Genomic DNA, 15,670 nt, shown 5'->3' on the forward strand with positions numbered 1-15,670 from the left:
TCAGGCTGTGGCACGATAGCGTATCGCCAAATTCCCTTGATTCGTTGAACGCCTATGAAAATTCGCCTCTTCGGCACCATGATTGGATTATCGGCCCTTCTGGCCGGCTGCGCCGGCCTGCCTTCCGCCGCCCCTGAAAAGCCACCCACGCCCGAAGCGCTGCAACAGTTGCAGGACGTCCGCGACCAGTACAGCGCCGGCCACTATGGCGAGGTCATCCGGCGGGTGGCCAAGTCCGACGAGCTGGCAGCATCCAGCAAGGCCGTGCGCATCGAAGCCTACAAGCTGCAGGCGTTCAGCTACTGCGTCAGCCGTTATCCCCAGCTTTGCGAAGACAGCTTCGCCCGGATCCTGCAACTGGACCCGGCTTTCGAACTGGCCCCCAACGAGGCCGGCCACCCCGCCTGGGGCCCGGCATTCCAGCGCGCCAAGAGCCAATCGGCCAAGTAGGCACGCAGTCCCGCCGCCAGGCGAAAAAAAGGCCGCTGATTCGCATCAGCGGCCTTTTTGCTTCTGGCCTCCCCCGCCAGGACTGCGCGGGGGATGTTCCGGACGGGCCGATTACTCGGCGGCGTCGTCGCTGCCCACGTCGAGCGACGGGACATCGGCGTCCGAGCCCACCGTGACCGGCGAGTCTTCGAACGGGTTGGCCAGCTGGCGAGCGGCTTCGCGTTCCGCCGCCTCCAGCGCTTCCTTGTCGCGACGGGCGTGGTGGTACGCCAGGCCGGTACCCGCCGGAATCAGGCGGCCGACGATGACGTTTTCCTTCAGGCCACGCAGGTCGTCGCGCTTGCCCATGATGGCGGCTTCGGTCAGGACACGCGTGGTTTCCTGGAACGAAGCGGCCGAGATGAACGAGTCGGTCGACAGCGAGGCCTTCGTGATACCCAGCAGCACGTTGTCGTACGAAGCCGGACGCTTGTCTTCAGCGTTGACGCGGTCGTTCTCGTTCAGCAGCTCGGAGCGCTCGACCTGCTCGCCCGGGATGAACTCGGTATCGCCCGCATCGACGATGTTCACACGGCGCAGCATCTGACGAACAATCACTTCGATGTGCTTGTCGTTGATCTTCACGCCCTGCAGACGGTAAACGTCCTGCACTTCGTCGACGATGTACGTCGCCAGCTTCTCGATGCCTTGCAGGCGCAGGATGTCGTGGGGATCGGCCGGGCCGTCCACGATCATTTCGCCCTTGTTCACCACTTGGCCGTCGTGCACCAGAACCTGCTTTTCCTTCGGAATCAGGAACTCGTGGCTCACGCCTTCCAGGTCGGTGATGACCAGGCGCTGCTTGCCCTTGGTGTCCTTGCCGAACGAAACCGTACCGGTGACGTCGGCGAGCATGCCGGCATCCTTCGGCGAACGGGCTTCGAACAGTTCGGCCACACGCGGCAGACCGCCGGTAATGTCGCGGGTCTTTTGCGATTCTTGCGGAATACGCGCCAGAACTTCACCCACGGCAACCTGCTGGCCGTCGCGCACGGTAATCAGCGCGCCCACCGGGAACGAGATGTTCACCGAGTGATCGGTGCCGGCGATCTTGACGTCTTCGCCGTTCTCGTTGGCCAGCTTGATCTGCGGACGCATGACGATCTTGCCGCCACGGGTCTTGGGCGTGATGACGACGAGCGTCGACAGGCCGGTGACTTCGTCCACCTGCTTGGCAACGGTCACGCCTTCTTCGATGTTCTCGAAGCGCACGGCGCCACCGTATTCCGACACGATCGGACGGGTCAGCGGGTCCCACGTAGCCAGGCGAGCGCCGGCCTTGACGGCTTCGCCATCGCCCACCAGCACGGTCGCGCCGTACGGGATCTTGTGGCGTTCGCGTTCGCGGCCGTTGTCGTCGAAGATCGCCAGTTCGCCCGAGCGCGAAATCGCAACGCGTTCGCCCTTGGCGTTGGTGACGTAGCGCATCGTGCTGGCAAAGCCAACCACGCCGCTGGACTTGGTTTCCACCGCGCTGGCCAGAGCCGAACGCGATGCCGCACCACCGATGTGGAACGTACGCATCGTGAGCTGCGTGCCCGGTTCACCGATGGACTGGGCGGCGATAACGCCCACCGCTTCGCCCTGGTTGACCGGCGAGCCGCGGCCAAGGTCGCGGCCGTAGCAGTGTGCGCACAGACCGTGACGCGTTTCGCACGTCAGCGGGGTGCGGACCTTGACTTCGTCCACGCCGATGCGGTCGATCATGTCGACCATGTCTTCGTCCAGCAGGGTGCCGGCGGTGATGGCCGTTTCCTGCGTGTCCGGGTTGACGATGTCCACGGCAGCCACGCGGCCGAGGATACGGTCACGCAACGGCTCGATGACTTCACCGCCTTCCACCAGGGCCTTCATGTTGTAGCCCTGCGACGTACCGCAATCGTCCTCGGTGATCACCAAGTCTTGCGTCACGTCGACCAGACGACGAGTCAGGTAGCCCGAGTTTGCGGTCTTCAGTGCCGTATCGGCCAGACCCTTACGCGCACCGTGAGTCGAGATGAAGTACTGGAGTACGTTCAGGCCTTCACGGAAGTTTGCGGTAATGGGCGTTTCGATAATGGAACCGTCCGGCTTGGCCATCAGGCCGCGCATACCGGCCAGCTGGCGGATCTGGGCGGCCGAACCGCGGGCGCCCGAGTCAGCCATCATGTAGATGGAGTTGAACGATTCCTGGCGCACTTCTTCGCCGTGACGGTTGATCACGGGCTCGGTGGCCAGTTGTTCCATCATCGCCTTGCCGACCTTGTCGCCAGCCTTGCCCCAGATGTCCACCACGTTGTTGTAGCGTTCCTGGGACGTGACCAGACCCGACGAGTACTGCTTGTCGATTTCCTTCACTTCACGGCTGGCTTCGGCCAGGATGCCTTCCTTGGCCGTCGGGATCAGCATGTCGCCCATGGCGATGGAGATACCGCCGCGCGTGGCCAGCTTGAAGCCGGACTGCATCAGCTTGTCAGCGAAGATCACCGTGTCGCGCAGGCCGCAACGGCGGAACGACTGGTTGATCAGGCGCGAGATTTCCTTCTTCTTCAGCGCCTTGTTCAAGACGGTGAAGGGCAGGCCCTTGGGCAGGATCTCGGACAGCAGCGCGCGGCCGACCGTCGTTTCGTGACGGCGGATAACCGGTTGCCATTCGCCTGCTTCGTCGCGCTCGTGCTCTTTCAGACGCACGGTGATGCGGGTTTGCAGTTCGACTTCGCCGTTGTCGTAGGCACGCTGCACTTCAGCGACGTCGGTGAAGAAAATGCCTTCGCCCTTGCCGTTGATGCGCTCGCGCGTCGTGTAGTACAGACCCAGCACGATATCCTGGGACGGCACGATCGACGGTTCGCCGTTAGCCGGGAACAGCACGTTGTTCGAGGCCAGCATCAGCGTGCGCGCTTCGAGCTGGGCTTCCAGCGACAGCGGCACGTGAACGGCCATCTGGTCACCGTCGAAGTCGGCGTTGAACGCCGCGCAAACCAGCGGGTGCAGCTGGATGGCCTTGCCTTCGATCAGGACCGGCTCGAACGCCTGGATGCCCAGACGGTGCAGCGTGGGCGCACGGTTCAGCATGACCGGGTGTTCGCGGATGACTTCTTCCAGGATGTCCCAGACCACCGGTTCCTGGCTTTCCACCAGCTTCTTGGCAGCCTTGATGGTCGTGGCCAGGCCCATCATCTCCAGTCGATTGAAGATGAACGGCTTGAACAGTTCCAGGGCCATCAGCTTGGGCAGGCCGCACTGGTGCAGCTTGAGCTGCGGACCCACCACGATGACCGAACGGCCCGAGTAGTCGACGCGCTTGCCCAGCAGGTTCTGACGGAAACGACCGCTCTTGCCCTTGATCATGTCGGCCAGGGACTTGAGCTGGCGCTTGTTGGCGCCGGTCATGGCCTTGCCGCGGCGACCGTTGTCCAGCAGCGAGTCAACGGCTTCCTGCAGCATCCGCTTTTCGTTGCGCAGGATGATTTCCGGCGCCTTGAGCTCCAGCAGGCGCTTCAAGCGGTTGTTGCGGTTGATGACGCGGCGGTACAGGTCGTTCAGGTCGGAGGTCGCGAAGCGGCCGCCGTCCAGCGGCACCAGCGGACGCAGGTCCGGCGGCAGCACGGGCAGCACTTCCATGACCATCCACTCGGCCTTGATGCCCGACTTCTGGAAGCCTTCCAGCACCTTCAGGCGCTTGGAGATCTTCTTGATCTTGGCTTCCGAGCTGGTGGCCTTCAGTTCGCCGCGCAGCGTTTCCACTTCGCGGTCGATGTCGATGGTGCGCAGCAGTTCGCGCACGGCTTCGGCGCCCATCAGGGCACGGAAGTCGTCGCCGTATTCTTCGGTCTTGGCGAGGAAATCGTCGTCCGACATGATCTGGCCGCGCTTGAGCGGCGTCATGCCAGGTTCGATCACGCACCAGGCTTCGAAGTACAGCACGCGTTCGATGTCGCGCAGGGTCATGTCGAGCACCATGCCCAGACGCGACGGCAGGCTCTTCAGGAACCAGATGTGCGCGACGGGGCTGGCCAGCTCGATGTGGCCCATGCGTTCACGGCGAACCTTGGCAACGGTAACTTCAACGCCGCACTTTTCGCAGATCACGCCACGATGCTTCAGGCGCTTGTACTTGCCGCACAAGCACTCGTAGTCTTTGATCGGGCCAAAGATCTTGGAGCAGAACAGGCCGTCGCGCTCGGGCTTGAACGTGCGGTAGTTGATGGTCTCGGGCTTGCGAACTTCGCCGTAAGACCACGAACGGATCTTCTCGGGCGAGGCGATGCCGATCTTGATGGCATCGAATTGCTCGTCTTGCGAGACTTGCTTAAAGAGGTCGAGTAGCGCTTTCATTAGTTACGCTCCAAATCCATGTCCAGGGCCAACGAGCGGATTTCCTTGACCAGCACGTTGAACGATTCCGGCATGCCGGCGTCGATGACGTGGTCGCCCTTGACGATGTTTTCGTATACCTTGGTACGGCCGGTGATGTCGTCGGACTTCACCGTCAGCATTTCCTGCAGGGTGTAGGCGGCGCCGTAAGCTTCCAGCGCCCACACTTCCATTTCCCCGAAACGCTGGCCGCCGAACTGCGCCTTGCCGCCCAGCGGCTGCTGGGTAACGAGCGAGTACGGACCGGTCGAACGCGCGTGCATCTTGTCGTCGACCAAGTGGTGCAGCTTCAGGTAATGCATGTAGCCGACGGTGACAGGACGCTCGAACTTCTCGCCGGTGCGGCCGTCGTACAGCCACGCTTGCGTACGCGAAGGCGTCAGTGCCATGCGCTTGGCGACGTCGTCCGGATAGGCCAGTTCCAGCATCGTGGTGATTTCCTCTTCGGTCGCGCCGTCGAAGACGGGCGTCGCGAACGGCACGCCGTTCTTGAGGTTCTGGGCCATTTCCATGACTTCTTCGTCGGTCAGCTCGTCGATGCGTGCACCCGTACCGGTCGTGTTGTAGACCTTGTCCAGGTAGGCGCGGACGTTCTTGACCTGCGCAGTGCGCTCGTCGCGCAGCAGATCGGCAATGCGGTGGCCCACGCCCTTGGCAGCCCAGCCCAAGTGCACTTCCAGCACCTGACCGACGTTCATCCGCGAGGGCACGCCCAGCGGGTTCAGAACGATGTCGGCCGGCGTGCCGTCAGCCATGTGCGGCATGTCTTCCACCGGGGTGATGCGCGAGACCACACCCTTGTTACCGTGACGGCCTGCCATCTTGTCGCCAGGCTGCAGACGACGCTTCACGGCCAGGTAGACCTTGATCATCTTCAGCACGCCCGGGGGCAGCTCGTCGCCTTGCGTCAGCTTCTTGCGCTTCTCTTCGAAGGCCAGATCGAACTGGTGACGCTTCTGCTCGAGCGATTCCTTGGCCTGTTCCAGCACCACGGCATGCGGCTCGTCGGCCAGGCGGATGTCGAACCACTGCCAGCGGTCCAGATCAGCCAGGTAAGCCTTGGTGATCGTGGCGCCCTTGGCCAGCTTGCGCGGGCCGCCGTTGACGGTCTTGTTGACCAGCATCTTTTCGATACGGTCGAACTGGTCGTTTTCAACGATGCGCAGCTGGTCGTTCAGGTCCTGGCGATAGCGGCGCAGTTCATCGTCGATGATGGACTGGGCGCGCTTGTCGCGCACGATGCCTTCACGCGTGAACACTTGCACGTCGATCACGGTGCCGGTCATGCCCGAGGGCACGCGCAGCGAGGTGTCCTTAACGTCGGACGCCTTTTCACCGAAGATGGCGCGCAGCAGCTTTTCTTCCGGCGTCAGCTGGGTTTCACCCTTGGGCGTGACCTTGCCGACCAGCACGTCGTCGGCGCTGACTTCGGCGCCGATGTACGTGATGCCCGAATCGTCCAGGCGGTTCAGTTGCGTCTCAGCCAGGTTGCTGATGTCGCGCGTGATTTCCTCAGGGCCGAGCTTGGTGTCGCGAGCCACGACCGTCAGTTCCTCGATGTGCACCGAGGTGTAGCGATCGTCGGCAACAACCTTTTCGGAGATCAGGATCGAGTCTTCGAAGTTGTAGCCGTTCCAGGGCATGAACGCGATCAGCATGTTCTGACCCAGGGCGAGTTCGCCCAGGTCGGTCGATGCGCCGTCGGCCAGCACGTCACCCTTGGCGACCTTGTCGCCACGCTTGACGATAGGACGCTGGTTGATGTTCGTGTTCTGGTTGGAACGCGTGTACTTGATCAGGTTGTAGATATCGACACCGACTTCGCCGGCGACGTTTTCTTCGTCGTTCACGCGGATAACCACGCGTTCGGCGTCGACGTGGTCGACCAGGCCGCCACGCAGCGCTTGCACGGTGGTGCCCGAGTCAACGGCCACGGTGCGCTCGATACCCGTACCCACGACCGGCTTTTCCGGACGCAGGCAAGGCACGGCCTGACGTTGCATGTTGGCGCCCATCAGTGCGCGGTTCGCGTCGTCGTGCTCCAGGAACGGAATCAGCGAGGCAGCAACCGACACGATCTGCGACGGGGCAACGTCCATGTAGTGCACGTTGGCCGGAGCGGTCAGCATCGTTTCGCCGGCTTCACGGCAAGCAACCAGGTCGTCCACGAACTTGCCTTCTTCGTCGAGCGCGGCGTTAGCCTGCGCAATGACGTAGTGGCTTTCTTCGATGGCCGACAGGTAATCGATCTGCTCGCTGACGCGACCGTCGATGATCTTGCGGTAAGGCGTTTCCAGGAAGCCGTACTCGTTCAAGCGAGCGTACAGCGCCATGGAGTTGATCAGGCCGATGTTCGGGCCTTCCGGCGTTTCGATCGGGCACACGCGGCCGTAGTGGGTCGGGTGCACGTCGCGGACTTCGAAGCCGGCGCGCTCGCGGGTCAGACCGCCCGGGCCCAGTGCGGAAACACGACGCTTGTGCGTGATTTCCGACAGCGGGTTGGTCTGGTCCATGAACTGCGACAGCTGGCTCGAACCGAAGAACTCCTTGATGGCAGCCGAGATCGGCTTGGAGTTGATCAGGTCGTGCGGCATCAGGTTTTCGGTCTCGGCCTGGCCCAGACGTTCCTTGACGGCGCGTTCGACACGCACGAGGCCGGCGCGGAACTGGTTTTCGGCCAGTTCGCCCACGCAACGCACGCGGCGGTTGCCCAAGTGATCGATGTCATCGATCTGGCCACGGCCGTTACGCAGCTCGACGAGCACCTTGATGGTTTCAAGGATGTCTTCGTTGGTCAGCGTCATCGGGCCGGTGATGTCTTCACCACGGCCCAGACGGCTGTTGACCTTCATGCGGCCGACGCGCGACAGATCGTACGTTTCTTCGCTGTAGAACAGGCGCTGGAACAGCGCTTCCACGGCTTCTTCGGTGGGCGGTTCGCCAGGACGCATCATGCGATAGATGGCAACACGCGCGGCCATCTGGTCGGCGGTTTCATCGGTACGCAGCGTCTGCGAGATGTACGGGCCGCGGTCCAGGTCGTTCGTGTAGAGCGTCTGGATGTCGTGCACGTTGGCGGCGCGCAGGGCGCCCAGCACGCTTTCCGTGATCTCGTCGTTGGCGTTGGCGATGACTTCGCCGGTGTCCGCGTCAACGATGTTCTTGGCCAGCACGCGGCCGTACAGGAAGTCTTCCGGCACGGAGATGCGCTGGATGCCACCGGCAGCCAAGTCACGCAGATGCTTGGCGTTGATGCGCTTGTCTTTTTCGACAATCACCTTGCCCGAGCGGTCCGCGATGTCGAAACGGGCCATTTCGCCCTTCCAACGCTCGGACACGAATTCCATCATGGCGCCTTCGCTCTTCAATTCGAAATTGTCGAAATCGAAGAAGTTGGCCAGGATGGATTCCGGCGTCATGCCGATGGCCTTGCACAGGATCGTGACAGGCATCTTGCGACGACGGTCGACGCGGAAGAACAGGACGTCCTTCGGGTCGAATTCGAAGTCCAGCCACGAGCCGCGGTAGGGAATCACGCGGGCCGAGAACAGGAGCTTGCCCGAGCTGTGCGTCTTGCCGCGGTCGTGTTCGAAGAACACGCCCGGCGAGCGGTGCAGCTGGGACACGATGACACGCTCGGTGCCATTGATGACGAACGAACCGGTGCCGGTCATGAGCGGAATTTCGCCCATGTAGACTTCCTGTTCCTTCACTTCCTTGACGGTGGGCTTGCTGACTTCGCGGTCAAGCAGCACCAGGCGGACCTTGGCTCGCAGGGGCGAGGCATAGGTCAAGCCACGTTGCTGACATTCCTTGACATCGAACACCGGTTCGCCGAGCACATAGCTCACGAACTCCAAGCGCGCCATACCGTTGTGACTAACGATCGGGAAAATCGACGAAAACGCCGCCTGCAAACCGTCGGCTACGCGATCGGACGGGGCGGTATCCGCCTGCAGGAAAGTTAGGTAGGATTGAAGCTGTGTCGCCAACAGGAAGGGAACGTTTTGAACGTCTTCACGCTTGGCGAAGCTTTTGCGGATGCGCTTTTTTTCGGTGTACGAGTAAGGCATGAGCACTCCGACTCGAGGTTGCATGGGCCGTCAACCACGGCCCCAGGTGATACGACTCCAGGAAACCCCTCTGAAAGGGCATGACCCCAGCAGGGGTTTCCTGGAAACGCAAAAGCCCGGGGACTGCAAACTGCGCTGTCCCCGGGCAAATTGACGCAGGTCTTACTTGACTTCGACCTTGGCGCCAGCTTCTTCCAGCTTCTTCTTGGCGGCTTCGGCGTCAGCCTTGGCCACAGCTTCCTTGACGGGCTTCGGAGCGCCGTCGACCAGGTCCTTGGCTTCCTTCAGACCCAGACCGGTCAGCTCGCGCACGGCCTTGATGACGCTAACCTTGTTGGCGCCAGCTTCGGTCAGAACGACGGTGAACTCGGTTTGCTCTTCAGCAGCGGCGGCAGCGCCACCAGCGGCGGGAGCAGCGACAGCGACAGCGGCGGCGGCAGCCGACACGCCGAACTTCTCTTCCATTTCCTTGATCAGCTCGGACAGCTCGAGCACGGTCATGCCAGCGATGGCGTCAAGGATTTCAGCTTTGTTAAGTGCCATTTTTCAGAACTCCAAAAATTTTGGTAATGCCAGGGTTTGGGTGTCGCTCGGTCGTTCAGCGAATTCCGTGAAGGCGGGCGATTAAGCCGCTGCCTTCTGGTCGCGCACGGCGGCGAGGCCACGGGCGAACTTGGTCGGAACTTCGTTGAGCGTACGCACGAATTGCGCGATGGGGGCTTGCATGGTGCCCAGCAGTTTCGACAGCAACTCTTCGCGCGAGGGCATGGTGGCCAGAGCCTTCACACCTTCTTGGTTCAGCAGGCTGTTGGGCAGAGCGCCCGCCTTGATGACCAGCTTGTCGTTGCTTTTCGCGAAACCTGCGAGGACCTTGGCCGCCGTAACCGGATCAGCGCTGATGCCATAGATCAGCGGACCGGTCAGTTGCTCAGCCAACGGCTCGAAAGCCGTGCCGGCAACAGCACGACGGGCCAGCGAGTTCTTCAGAACACGCAGATACACGCCCGATTCACGCGCAGTTTTGCGCAGTACGGTGACAGAGGCGACGTCCAGACCACGGTACTCGGCGATAACAATCGATTGCGCCTTGGCCACTTCGGCCGAGACTTCCTCGATTACCACCGCTTTCTCTTGACGATTGAGACTCACGGTTTGAACACTCCATCAAAAGACGCTTGGGGCCTGAGCCTTGCGCGTCAACCGAATGCGGCGCCTGGTCGAGTTCTTCGGGTAAAGAAATCTTCCTGGGGACGCCGTCTACGCTGGATCCGAACTTTGCGAGCTTCGGGATTAAGCGGGGCAGCGGGGGAACTGCTTCAAGTGCAAGGAGAACCTTCGCACTGCCCTGCTCCAGCGGTCTTTGACAGCAACATCCGGAGGAATCCGGATGCAGCCCAAAGTACGTTTACTGCTGTTGGCTTAGTTGGAAGCCGACAGCGAGGCAATTTCCACGCGCGCACCGCCGCCCATCGTGGACGAAACGGCCAGCTTGCGCAGGTAAATGCCCTTGGACGCTGCGGGACGAGCCTTTTGCAGGGCGTCGACCAGAGCGGCCAGGTTGGTTTGCAGCTGTTCCACGCCGAACGACGCACGGCCGATCGTTGCGTGGATGATGCCGGCCTTGTCGGTACGGTACTGAACCTGACCGGCCTTGGCGTTCTTGACAGCGGTGGCGACGTCGGGCGTCACGGTGCCGACCTTCGGGTTCGGCATCAGGCCACGGGGACCCAGGATCTGGCCCAGGGCACCCACGACACGCATCGTGTCGGGCGAGGCGATGACGACGTCGAAGTCCATTTGACCGGCCTTGATCGCGTCAGCCAGGTCGTCCAGACCGACGATGTCGGCGCCGGCGGCCTTGGCGGCTTCAGCCTTGTCGCCTTGGGCGAACACGGCCACGCGGACCGACTTGCCGGTACCGGCGGGCAGCACGACCGAACCGCGGACCAGTTGGTCCGACTTCTTCGGGTCGATGCCGAGCTGCACGGCCACGTCAATGGATTCATTGAACTTGGCGACAGCGGTTTCCTTGACCAGGGTCAGGGCTTCGGCGACCGGGTACAGTTTGGTACGGTCGATCTTTTGTGCAATGGCGGCGGCGCGCTTGGACAGTTTTGCCATGATTAGATCCCCTCAACCGTGATGCCCATGCTGCGGGCGCTGCCAGCGATCGTGCGGACGGCGGCGTCCAGATCAGCGGCGGTCAGATCGGGACCCTTGGCCTTGGCGATTTCTTCAGCCTGGGCGCGGGTCAGCGTGCCGACCTTGTCGGTATGCGGCTTGGACGAACCCTTTTGCACACCGGCGGCCTTCTTGATGAGGACCGTCGCGGGCGGGGTCTTCATGATGAAGGTGAAGCTCTTGTCGGCGAAAGCGGTGATCACCACCGGAATCGGCAGACCAGGCTCCATGCCTTGGGTCTTGGCGTTGAACGCCTTGCAGAATTCCATGATGTTCAGGCCACGCTGACCCAGGGCCGGGCCAATCGGGGGGGAGGGGTTAGCCTTACCAGCCGGTACTTGCAGCTTGATAAAGCCGACGATCTTCTTCGCCATGCTTTGCTCCTTGCGGGTTATATCGCCCTAGCGCAAAGGCCAGGGCTCCCCGGGGTTTGAAATCAGGTCTTTTCGACCTGGCTGAAATCGAGTTCGACGGGCGTGGCACGACCGAAAATCGTGACCGACACGCGAACCTTGCTCTTTTCGTAGTTGACTTCTTCGACGTTGCCGTTGAAGTCCGCAAACGGACCTTCCTTGACCCGAACCATCTCGCCCACTTCGAACAGGATCTTGGGGCGGGGTTTCTCGACACCCTCTTCCATCTGGGAGAGGATCTTTTCGACTTCCTTTTCGGAAATCGGGGTCGGACGATTGCCCGAGCCACCCAAAAAGCCGGTGACTCGGTTGGTGTTCTTGACCAAGTGCCACGTTTCGTCGGTCAGGTCCATTTCAACCAGGACGTAACCGGGGAAAATGCGGCGCTCGGTGATCGACTTCTGGCCACCCTTGACCTCGACGACTTCCTCGGAGGGCACAAGAATGCGGCCAAAAGACGTTTGCAGGCCCGCGCGCTCGATGCGCTCGTTCAGGGCCTTGTGTACGCTTTTTTCCATGCCGGAGTACACATGGACGACATACCAACGCTTACTCATTCGCCGTCCTTATTTCCAGCCCAACAGCAGGCCGTAGAGAATCCATTCGATGCCCTTGTCGAGCACCCACATGAAAATGCCCATGATCGCCACGAACGCGAAAACGATGCCCGTCATCTGGGTCGTTTCCTTGCGGGTGGGCCACGAGACACGCTTGACTTCGTTGTAGGACTCGCTGGCGAAGCTCAGGGTGCGGCGGCCGGGCTCGCTGAACCAGGCGATCACAGCTGCGATCACGAGGCCGCCAACGAACACGCCGACACGTGCAGGCATCGGTTGCGCGCTAAGCACGGAAAACCCGACGATGCCAGCAATAACGACAAGAACCGCCAGCCCGAGCTTCACCCGGTCGGCGGTACTGGTTACGGTTTCTACGCTGGTATTAGACATATTGCGACGCGAGCCGCCGTGAATGCGTAACTCGCGATGATCTCCCGCGGGTTTATCCTGGCGGTGGCAGGGGCAGTAGGAATCGAACCTACAACCTTCGGTTTTGGAGACCGACGCTCTGCCAATTGAGCTATGCCCCTAAAACACTACACGTGCACTACATTTCAACCACTTTCCGCCCGTGCCGTCTGCGTGACGGCTTGCGGAACCATACATAATACTACTTTTACAGCAAAGATGGATAGAGGGGCTTGAGAGCCCACTCTACCCATCCGGGTATTGCTTACTTCAGGATCTTGGCGACGACGCCGGCGCCGACGGTACGACCGCCTTCACGGATGGCGAAACGCAGACCTTCTTCCATGGCGATCGGGGCCAGCAGCTTGACGGTCATCGTCACGTTGTCGCCCGGCAGAACCATTTCCTTGTCGGCCGGCAGGTCGATCGTGCCCGTCACGTCCGTCGTGCGGAAGTAGAACTGGGGACGATAGCCGTTGAAGAACGGGGTGTGGCGGCCGCCTTCTTCCTTGGACAGGATGTACACCTCGGACGTGAAGTCCGTGTGCGGGGTGATCGAGCCCGGCTTGGCCAGAACTTGGCCGCGCTGGACGTCTTCACGCTTGGTGCCGCGCAGCAGGATGCCCACGTTGTCGCCAGCTTGACCTTGGTCCAGCAGCTTGCGGAACATTTCCACGCCGGTGCAGGTCGTCTTGACCGTCGGAACGATACCGACGATTTCGATTTCTTCACCAACCTTGATGATGCCGCGTTCGATACGGCCGGTCACCACGGTGCCGCGACCCGAGATCGAGAACACGTCTTCAACCGGCATCAGGAACGCGCCGTCAACGGCACGCTCAGGCGTCGGGATGTAGGTGTCCAGCGCTTGCGCCAGCGACAGAATCGCTTGCTCGCCCAGTTCGCCCTTGTCGCCTTCCAGCGCCAGCTTGGCCGAACCCTTGACGATCGGGGTGTCATCGCCCGGGAAGTCGTACTTCGACAGAAGTTCGCGAACTTCCATTTCCACCAGCTCGAGCAGCTCGGCGTCGTCAACCATGTCAGCCTTGTTCAGGAAGACGATGATGTACGGCACGCCAACCTGGCGGCTCAGCAGGATGTGTTCACGCGTTTGCGGCATCGGACCGTCAGCGGCCGACACGACCAGGATCGCGCCGTCCATCTGGGCAGCGCCCGTGATCATGTTCTTGACGTAGTCGGCGTGGCCCGGGCAGTCAACGTGTGCGTAGTGACGCGCTTCCGTTTCGTACTCGACGTGTGCCGTGTTGATCGTGATACCGCGAGCCTTTTCTTCAGGAGCCGCATCGATCTGGTCGTAGCCCTTGGCTTCGCCGCCAAACTTGCTCGACAGAACGGTCGTGATCGCCGCCGTCAACGTCGTTTTGCCGTGGTCAACGTGACCAATCGTACCCACGTTCACGTGCGGCTTGGTACGTTCAAACTTGCCTTTTGCCATGGCTGACTCCTGACCTGGATTGCGCTTCTGACTGAAGAAAAGAACTTTGGAAATTAGTGGTGCCCATGGCGCGGATCGAACGCGCGACCTCTCCCTTACCAAGGGAGTGCTCTACCACTGAGCCACATGGGCATGTAAATCTTGGAGCGGGTGAAGGGAATCGAACCCTCGTCGTAAGCTTGGAAGGCTTCTGCTCTACCATTGAGCTACACCCGCGGGCTACCCTTTCACCATCTCTATCCCAGACTTTCAAAATCAAGGCCCGGGGAACTTTTCAACCTTCGTTGCGAAGGCCGCCCAGTTCCCTAGGCCTACATTTTAAAATCCAGGCAAACATCGCCTGGATTCAGGTATGGGTCTCTGGTGGAGGAGGTTGGATTCGAACCAACGTAGGCGCAAGGCCAACAGATTTACAGTCTGCCCCCTTTAACCACTCGGGCACCCCTCCAGCGGAGAACTTGAGATTATGAACACTTTCAAATCCGCTGTCAAACGCCTGGGACGAAAAATATTCAAATCTTTTGTTCTACCTCCGCCGCGTTTCCGCGCAGAGGGGGCGAAGCTTACAAGATTCCGCGAACGGCTGCACGGAAAAGTTCAGCGTACTGGTCTGGCGTGTAGGTCACAGGGTTGGTTCCGCCCGACGGATCCTCGCTGGCCATGCGCCCTACCCGCTCGGCTTCCGAGTCGTTGATGCCGATGTCGGCCAGGGTATGGGGGATGCCCACGGTTTCGCGCAAGGCCAGCACCCAGTCCAGCACCGCGCCCGGGTTGTCGTCGTCCGGTAGCGCCAGGTAGCGGGCCAGCGCCTGCAGCCGCGGCGCGACGGCATGCTGGTTGGCCTTGAGCACATAGGGCATGAGGATGGCGTTGAGCATGCCGTGGTGCGCGTCGTACAACGCACCCAGCGGATGCGCCAGCGCATGCATCGCGCCCAGGCCGCGCTGGAACGCGGTGGCGCCCATGCTGGAAGCCACCAGCATCTGCTGGCGCGCCTGCAGATCGGCTCCGTCCGCAACCGCTTGCGGCAGGTATTCCTTGATGATGCGCATGCCTTCCAGCGCGATGCCGGCGGCCATGGGATGAAAGAACGGCGAACAGTAGGCTTCCAGGTTGTGCGACAGCGCGTCCATGCCGGTGGCCGCGGTGATCTTCGGCGGCAGGCCCGTGGTGAGTTCCGGATCGAGAATGACGATGGCGGGCAGCATGCGCGCGTGGAAGATGATGCGTTTGACGTGCGCGGCCTCGTCAGTGATGACTGATGCACGGCCCACTTCCGAACCGGTGCCCGCCGTTGTCGGCACCGCCACCACCGGCGCCATGCCGGCGACATTGACGCGCAGGTAGTTGTCGCCCACGTCTTCGAAGTCCCATAGCGGACGGTTCTGGCCCGCCATCAGCGCAATGGCCTTGGCCGCATCCAGCGCCGAGCCGCCGCCGAACGCGATCACGCCATCATGGTGGCCTTCGCGATAACGTGCCACGCCATCGTCGACATTGCGCCCCGTCGGGTTGCCCTTCACTTCGTGGAACAGGCCGCATTCCAAGCCCGCCTGCCGGCATGCGCGCACGGCCTCGCCAATCATGGGCAATGCCGCCAAGCCCGGGTCGGTGACCAGCAAGGGTCTTGCCATGCCGAGTTCGCGGCACCAGTGCGGCAGTTCCTTGATGCGGCCGGGGCCCGCCTTGATGGCGGTGGGATAGTTCCAGTTGACGCTGGGGACAGTCATGTCGGCT

11 protein-coding genes and 4 tRNA genes are annotated in these 15,670 nt (G+C 61.6%); 1 reads left to right on the forward strand and 14 read right to left on the reverse strand.

Features of this window, described 5'->3' with window-relative positions; translation table 11 throughout:
* Window positions 1–54: 54 nt before the first annotated feature.
* Complete coding sequence (locus HV798_RS07985) at window positions 55–450, forward strand: TssQ family T6SS-associated lipoprotein (RefSeq protein ID WP_175192349.1); 396 nt, start codon at window positions 55–57, stop codon at window positions 448–450.
* 111 nt (window positions 451–561) lie between these two features.
* Here the strand turns inward: HV798_RS07985 and rpoC are convergent, their stop codons facing one another.
* The 14 genes from rpoC to HV798_RS08055 form a co-directional block, all read right to left on the reverse strand.
* Window positions 562–4,806 (reverse strand): DNA-directed RNA polymerase subunit beta', encoded by a 4,245-nt coding sequence (rpoC, locus tag HV798_RS07990; RefSeq protein ID WP_025141325.1) that lies wholly within the window; start codon window positions 4,804–4,806, stop codon window positions 562–564.
* Entirely contained in the window at window positions 4,806–8,918 is a 4,113-nt protein-coding gene (rpoB, locus tag HV798_RS07995; RefSeq protein ID WP_175192348.1) for a DNA-directed RNA polymerase subunit beta, read from the reverse strand. Before rpoB ends, rpoC begins: the two co-directional genes overlap by 1 nt.
* Window positions 8,919–9,080: 162 nt before the next feature.
* A complete protein-coding gene (gene rplL, locus HV798_RS08000) occupies window positions 9,081–9,461 on the reverse strand; it encodes a 50S ribosomal protein L7/L12 (RefSeq protein ID WP_013397031.1) in 381 nt (126 codons plus the stop codon).
* Between the two features lie 81 nt (window positions 9,462–9,542).
* Entirely contained in the window at window positions 9,543–10,067 is a 525-nt protein-coding gene (rplJ, locus tag HV798_RS08005) for a 50S ribosomal protein L10 (RefSeq protein WP_006389589.1), read from the reverse strand.
* Window positions 10,068–10,337: 270 nt separating this feature from the next.
* A complete protein-coding gene (rplA, locus tag HV798_RS08010) occupies window positions 10,338–11,039 on the reverse strand; it encodes a 50S ribosomal protein L1 (RefSeq protein ID WP_025141328.1) in 702 nt (233 codons plus the stop codon).
* Window positions 11,040–11,041: 2 nt separating this feature from the next.
* Window positions 11,042–11,473 carry a 50S ribosomal protein L11 gene (rplK, locus tag HV798_RS08015; protein WP_006389587.1) on the reverse strand — a complete coding sequence of 144 codons (432 nt, stop codon included), beginning with the start codon at window positions 11,471–11,473 and terminating at the stop codon, window positions 11,042–11,044.
* Between the two features lie 62 nt (window positions 11,474–11,535).
* Window positions 11,536–12,069 (reverse strand): transcription termination/antitermination protein NusG, encoded by a 534-nt coding sequence (gene nusG / locus HV798_RS08020; protein ID WP_006389586.1) that lies wholly within the window; start codon window positions 12,067–12,069, stop codon window positions 11,536–11,538.
* Window positions 12,070–12,078: 9 nt separating this feature from the next.
* Window positions 12,079–12,459, reverse strand: coding sequence for a preprotein translocase subunit SecE (secE, locus tag HV798_RS08025; RefSeq protein ID WP_175192347.1), 381 nt, complete (start codon window positions 12,457–12,459; stop codon window positions 12,079–12,081).
* A 64-nt stretch (window positions 12,460–12,523) separates the two neighbouring features.
* Window positions 12,524–12,599, reverse strand: a tRNA-Trp gene (locus HV798_RS08030).
* Between the two features lie 143 nt (window positions 12,600–12,742).
* On the reverse strand, window positions 12,743–13,933 hold the full coding sequence (gene tuf, locus HV798_RS08035) for an elongation factor Tu (RefSeq protein WP_175192346.1): 1,191 nt from the start codon (window positions 13,931–13,933) through the stop codon (window positions 12,743–12,745).
* 57 nt (window positions 13,934–13,990) lie between these two features.
* A tRNA-Thr gene (locus HV798_RS08040) sits at window positions 13,991–14,065 on the reverse strand.
* Window positions 14,066–14,075: 10 nt separating this feature from the next.
* Window positions 14,076–14,149 (reverse strand) — tRNA-Gly (locus tag HV798_RS08045).
* A 145-nt stretch (window positions 14,150–14,294) separates the two neighbouring features.
* Window positions 14,295–14,381 (reverse strand) — tRNA-Tyr (locus tag HV798_RS08050).
* A 115-nt stretch (window positions 14,382–14,496) separates the two neighbouring features.
* Window positions 14,497–15,663, reverse strand: a complete 1,167-nt coding sequence (locus HV798_RS08055; protein ID WP_175192345.1) for an iron-containing alcohol dehydrogenase — start codon at window positions 15,661–15,663, stop codon at window positions 14,497–14,499.
* Window positions 15,664–15,670 lie beyond the last annotated feature (7 nt).

The organism is Achromobacter deleyi (assembly GCF_902859705.1).
Classification (GTDB): Bacteria; Pseudomonadota; Gammaproteobacteria; order Burkholderiales; family Burkholderiaceae_B; genus Achromobacter; species Achromobacter deleyi.

What these genes read in the sequence shown, in the direction of transcription:
- rpoC (WP_025141325.1), bottom strand. Translation starts at nt 4,806, where the DNA reads ATGAAAGCGCTACTCGACCTCTTTAAGCAAGTCTCGCAAGACGAGCAA.
- rplA (WP_025141328.1), bottom strand. Translation starts at nt 11,039, where the DNA reads ATGGCAAAACTGTCCAAGCGCGCCGCCGCCATTGCACAAAAGATCGAC.
- tuf (WP_175192346.1), bottom strand. Translation starts at nt 13,933, where the DNA reads ATGGCAAAAGGCAAGTTTGAACGTACCAAGCCGCACGTGAACGTGGGT.
- secE (WP_175192347.1), bottom strand. Translation starts at nt 12,459, where the DNA reads ATGTCTAATACCAGCGTAGAAACCGTAACCAGTACCGCCGACCGGGTG.
- HV798_RS08055 (WP_175192345.1), bottom strand. Translation starts at nt 15,663, where the DNA reads ATGACTGTCCCCAGCGTCAACTGGAACTATCCCACCGCCATCAAGGCG.
- rplL (WP_013397031.1), bottom strand. Translation starts at nt 9,461, where the DNA reads ATGGCACTTAACAAAGCTGAAATCCTTGACGCCATCGCTGGCATGACC.
- rpoB (WP_175192348.1), bottom strand. Translation starts at nt 8,918, where the DNA reads ATGCCTTACTCGTACACCGAAAAAAAGCGCATCCGCAAAAGCTTCGCC.
- rplK (WP_006389587.1), bottom strand. Translation starts at nt 11,473, where the DNA reads ATGGCGAAGAAGATCGTCGGCTTTATCAAGCTGCAAGTACCGGCTGGT.
- nusG (WP_006389586.1), bottom strand. Translation starts at nt 12,069, where the DNA reads ATGAGTAAGCGTTGGTATGTCGTCCATGTGTACTCCGGCATGGAAAAA.
- HV798_RS07985 (WP_175192349.1), top strand. Translation starts at nt 55, where the DNA reads ATGAAAATTCGCCTCTTCGGCACCATGATTGGATTATCGGCCCTTCTG.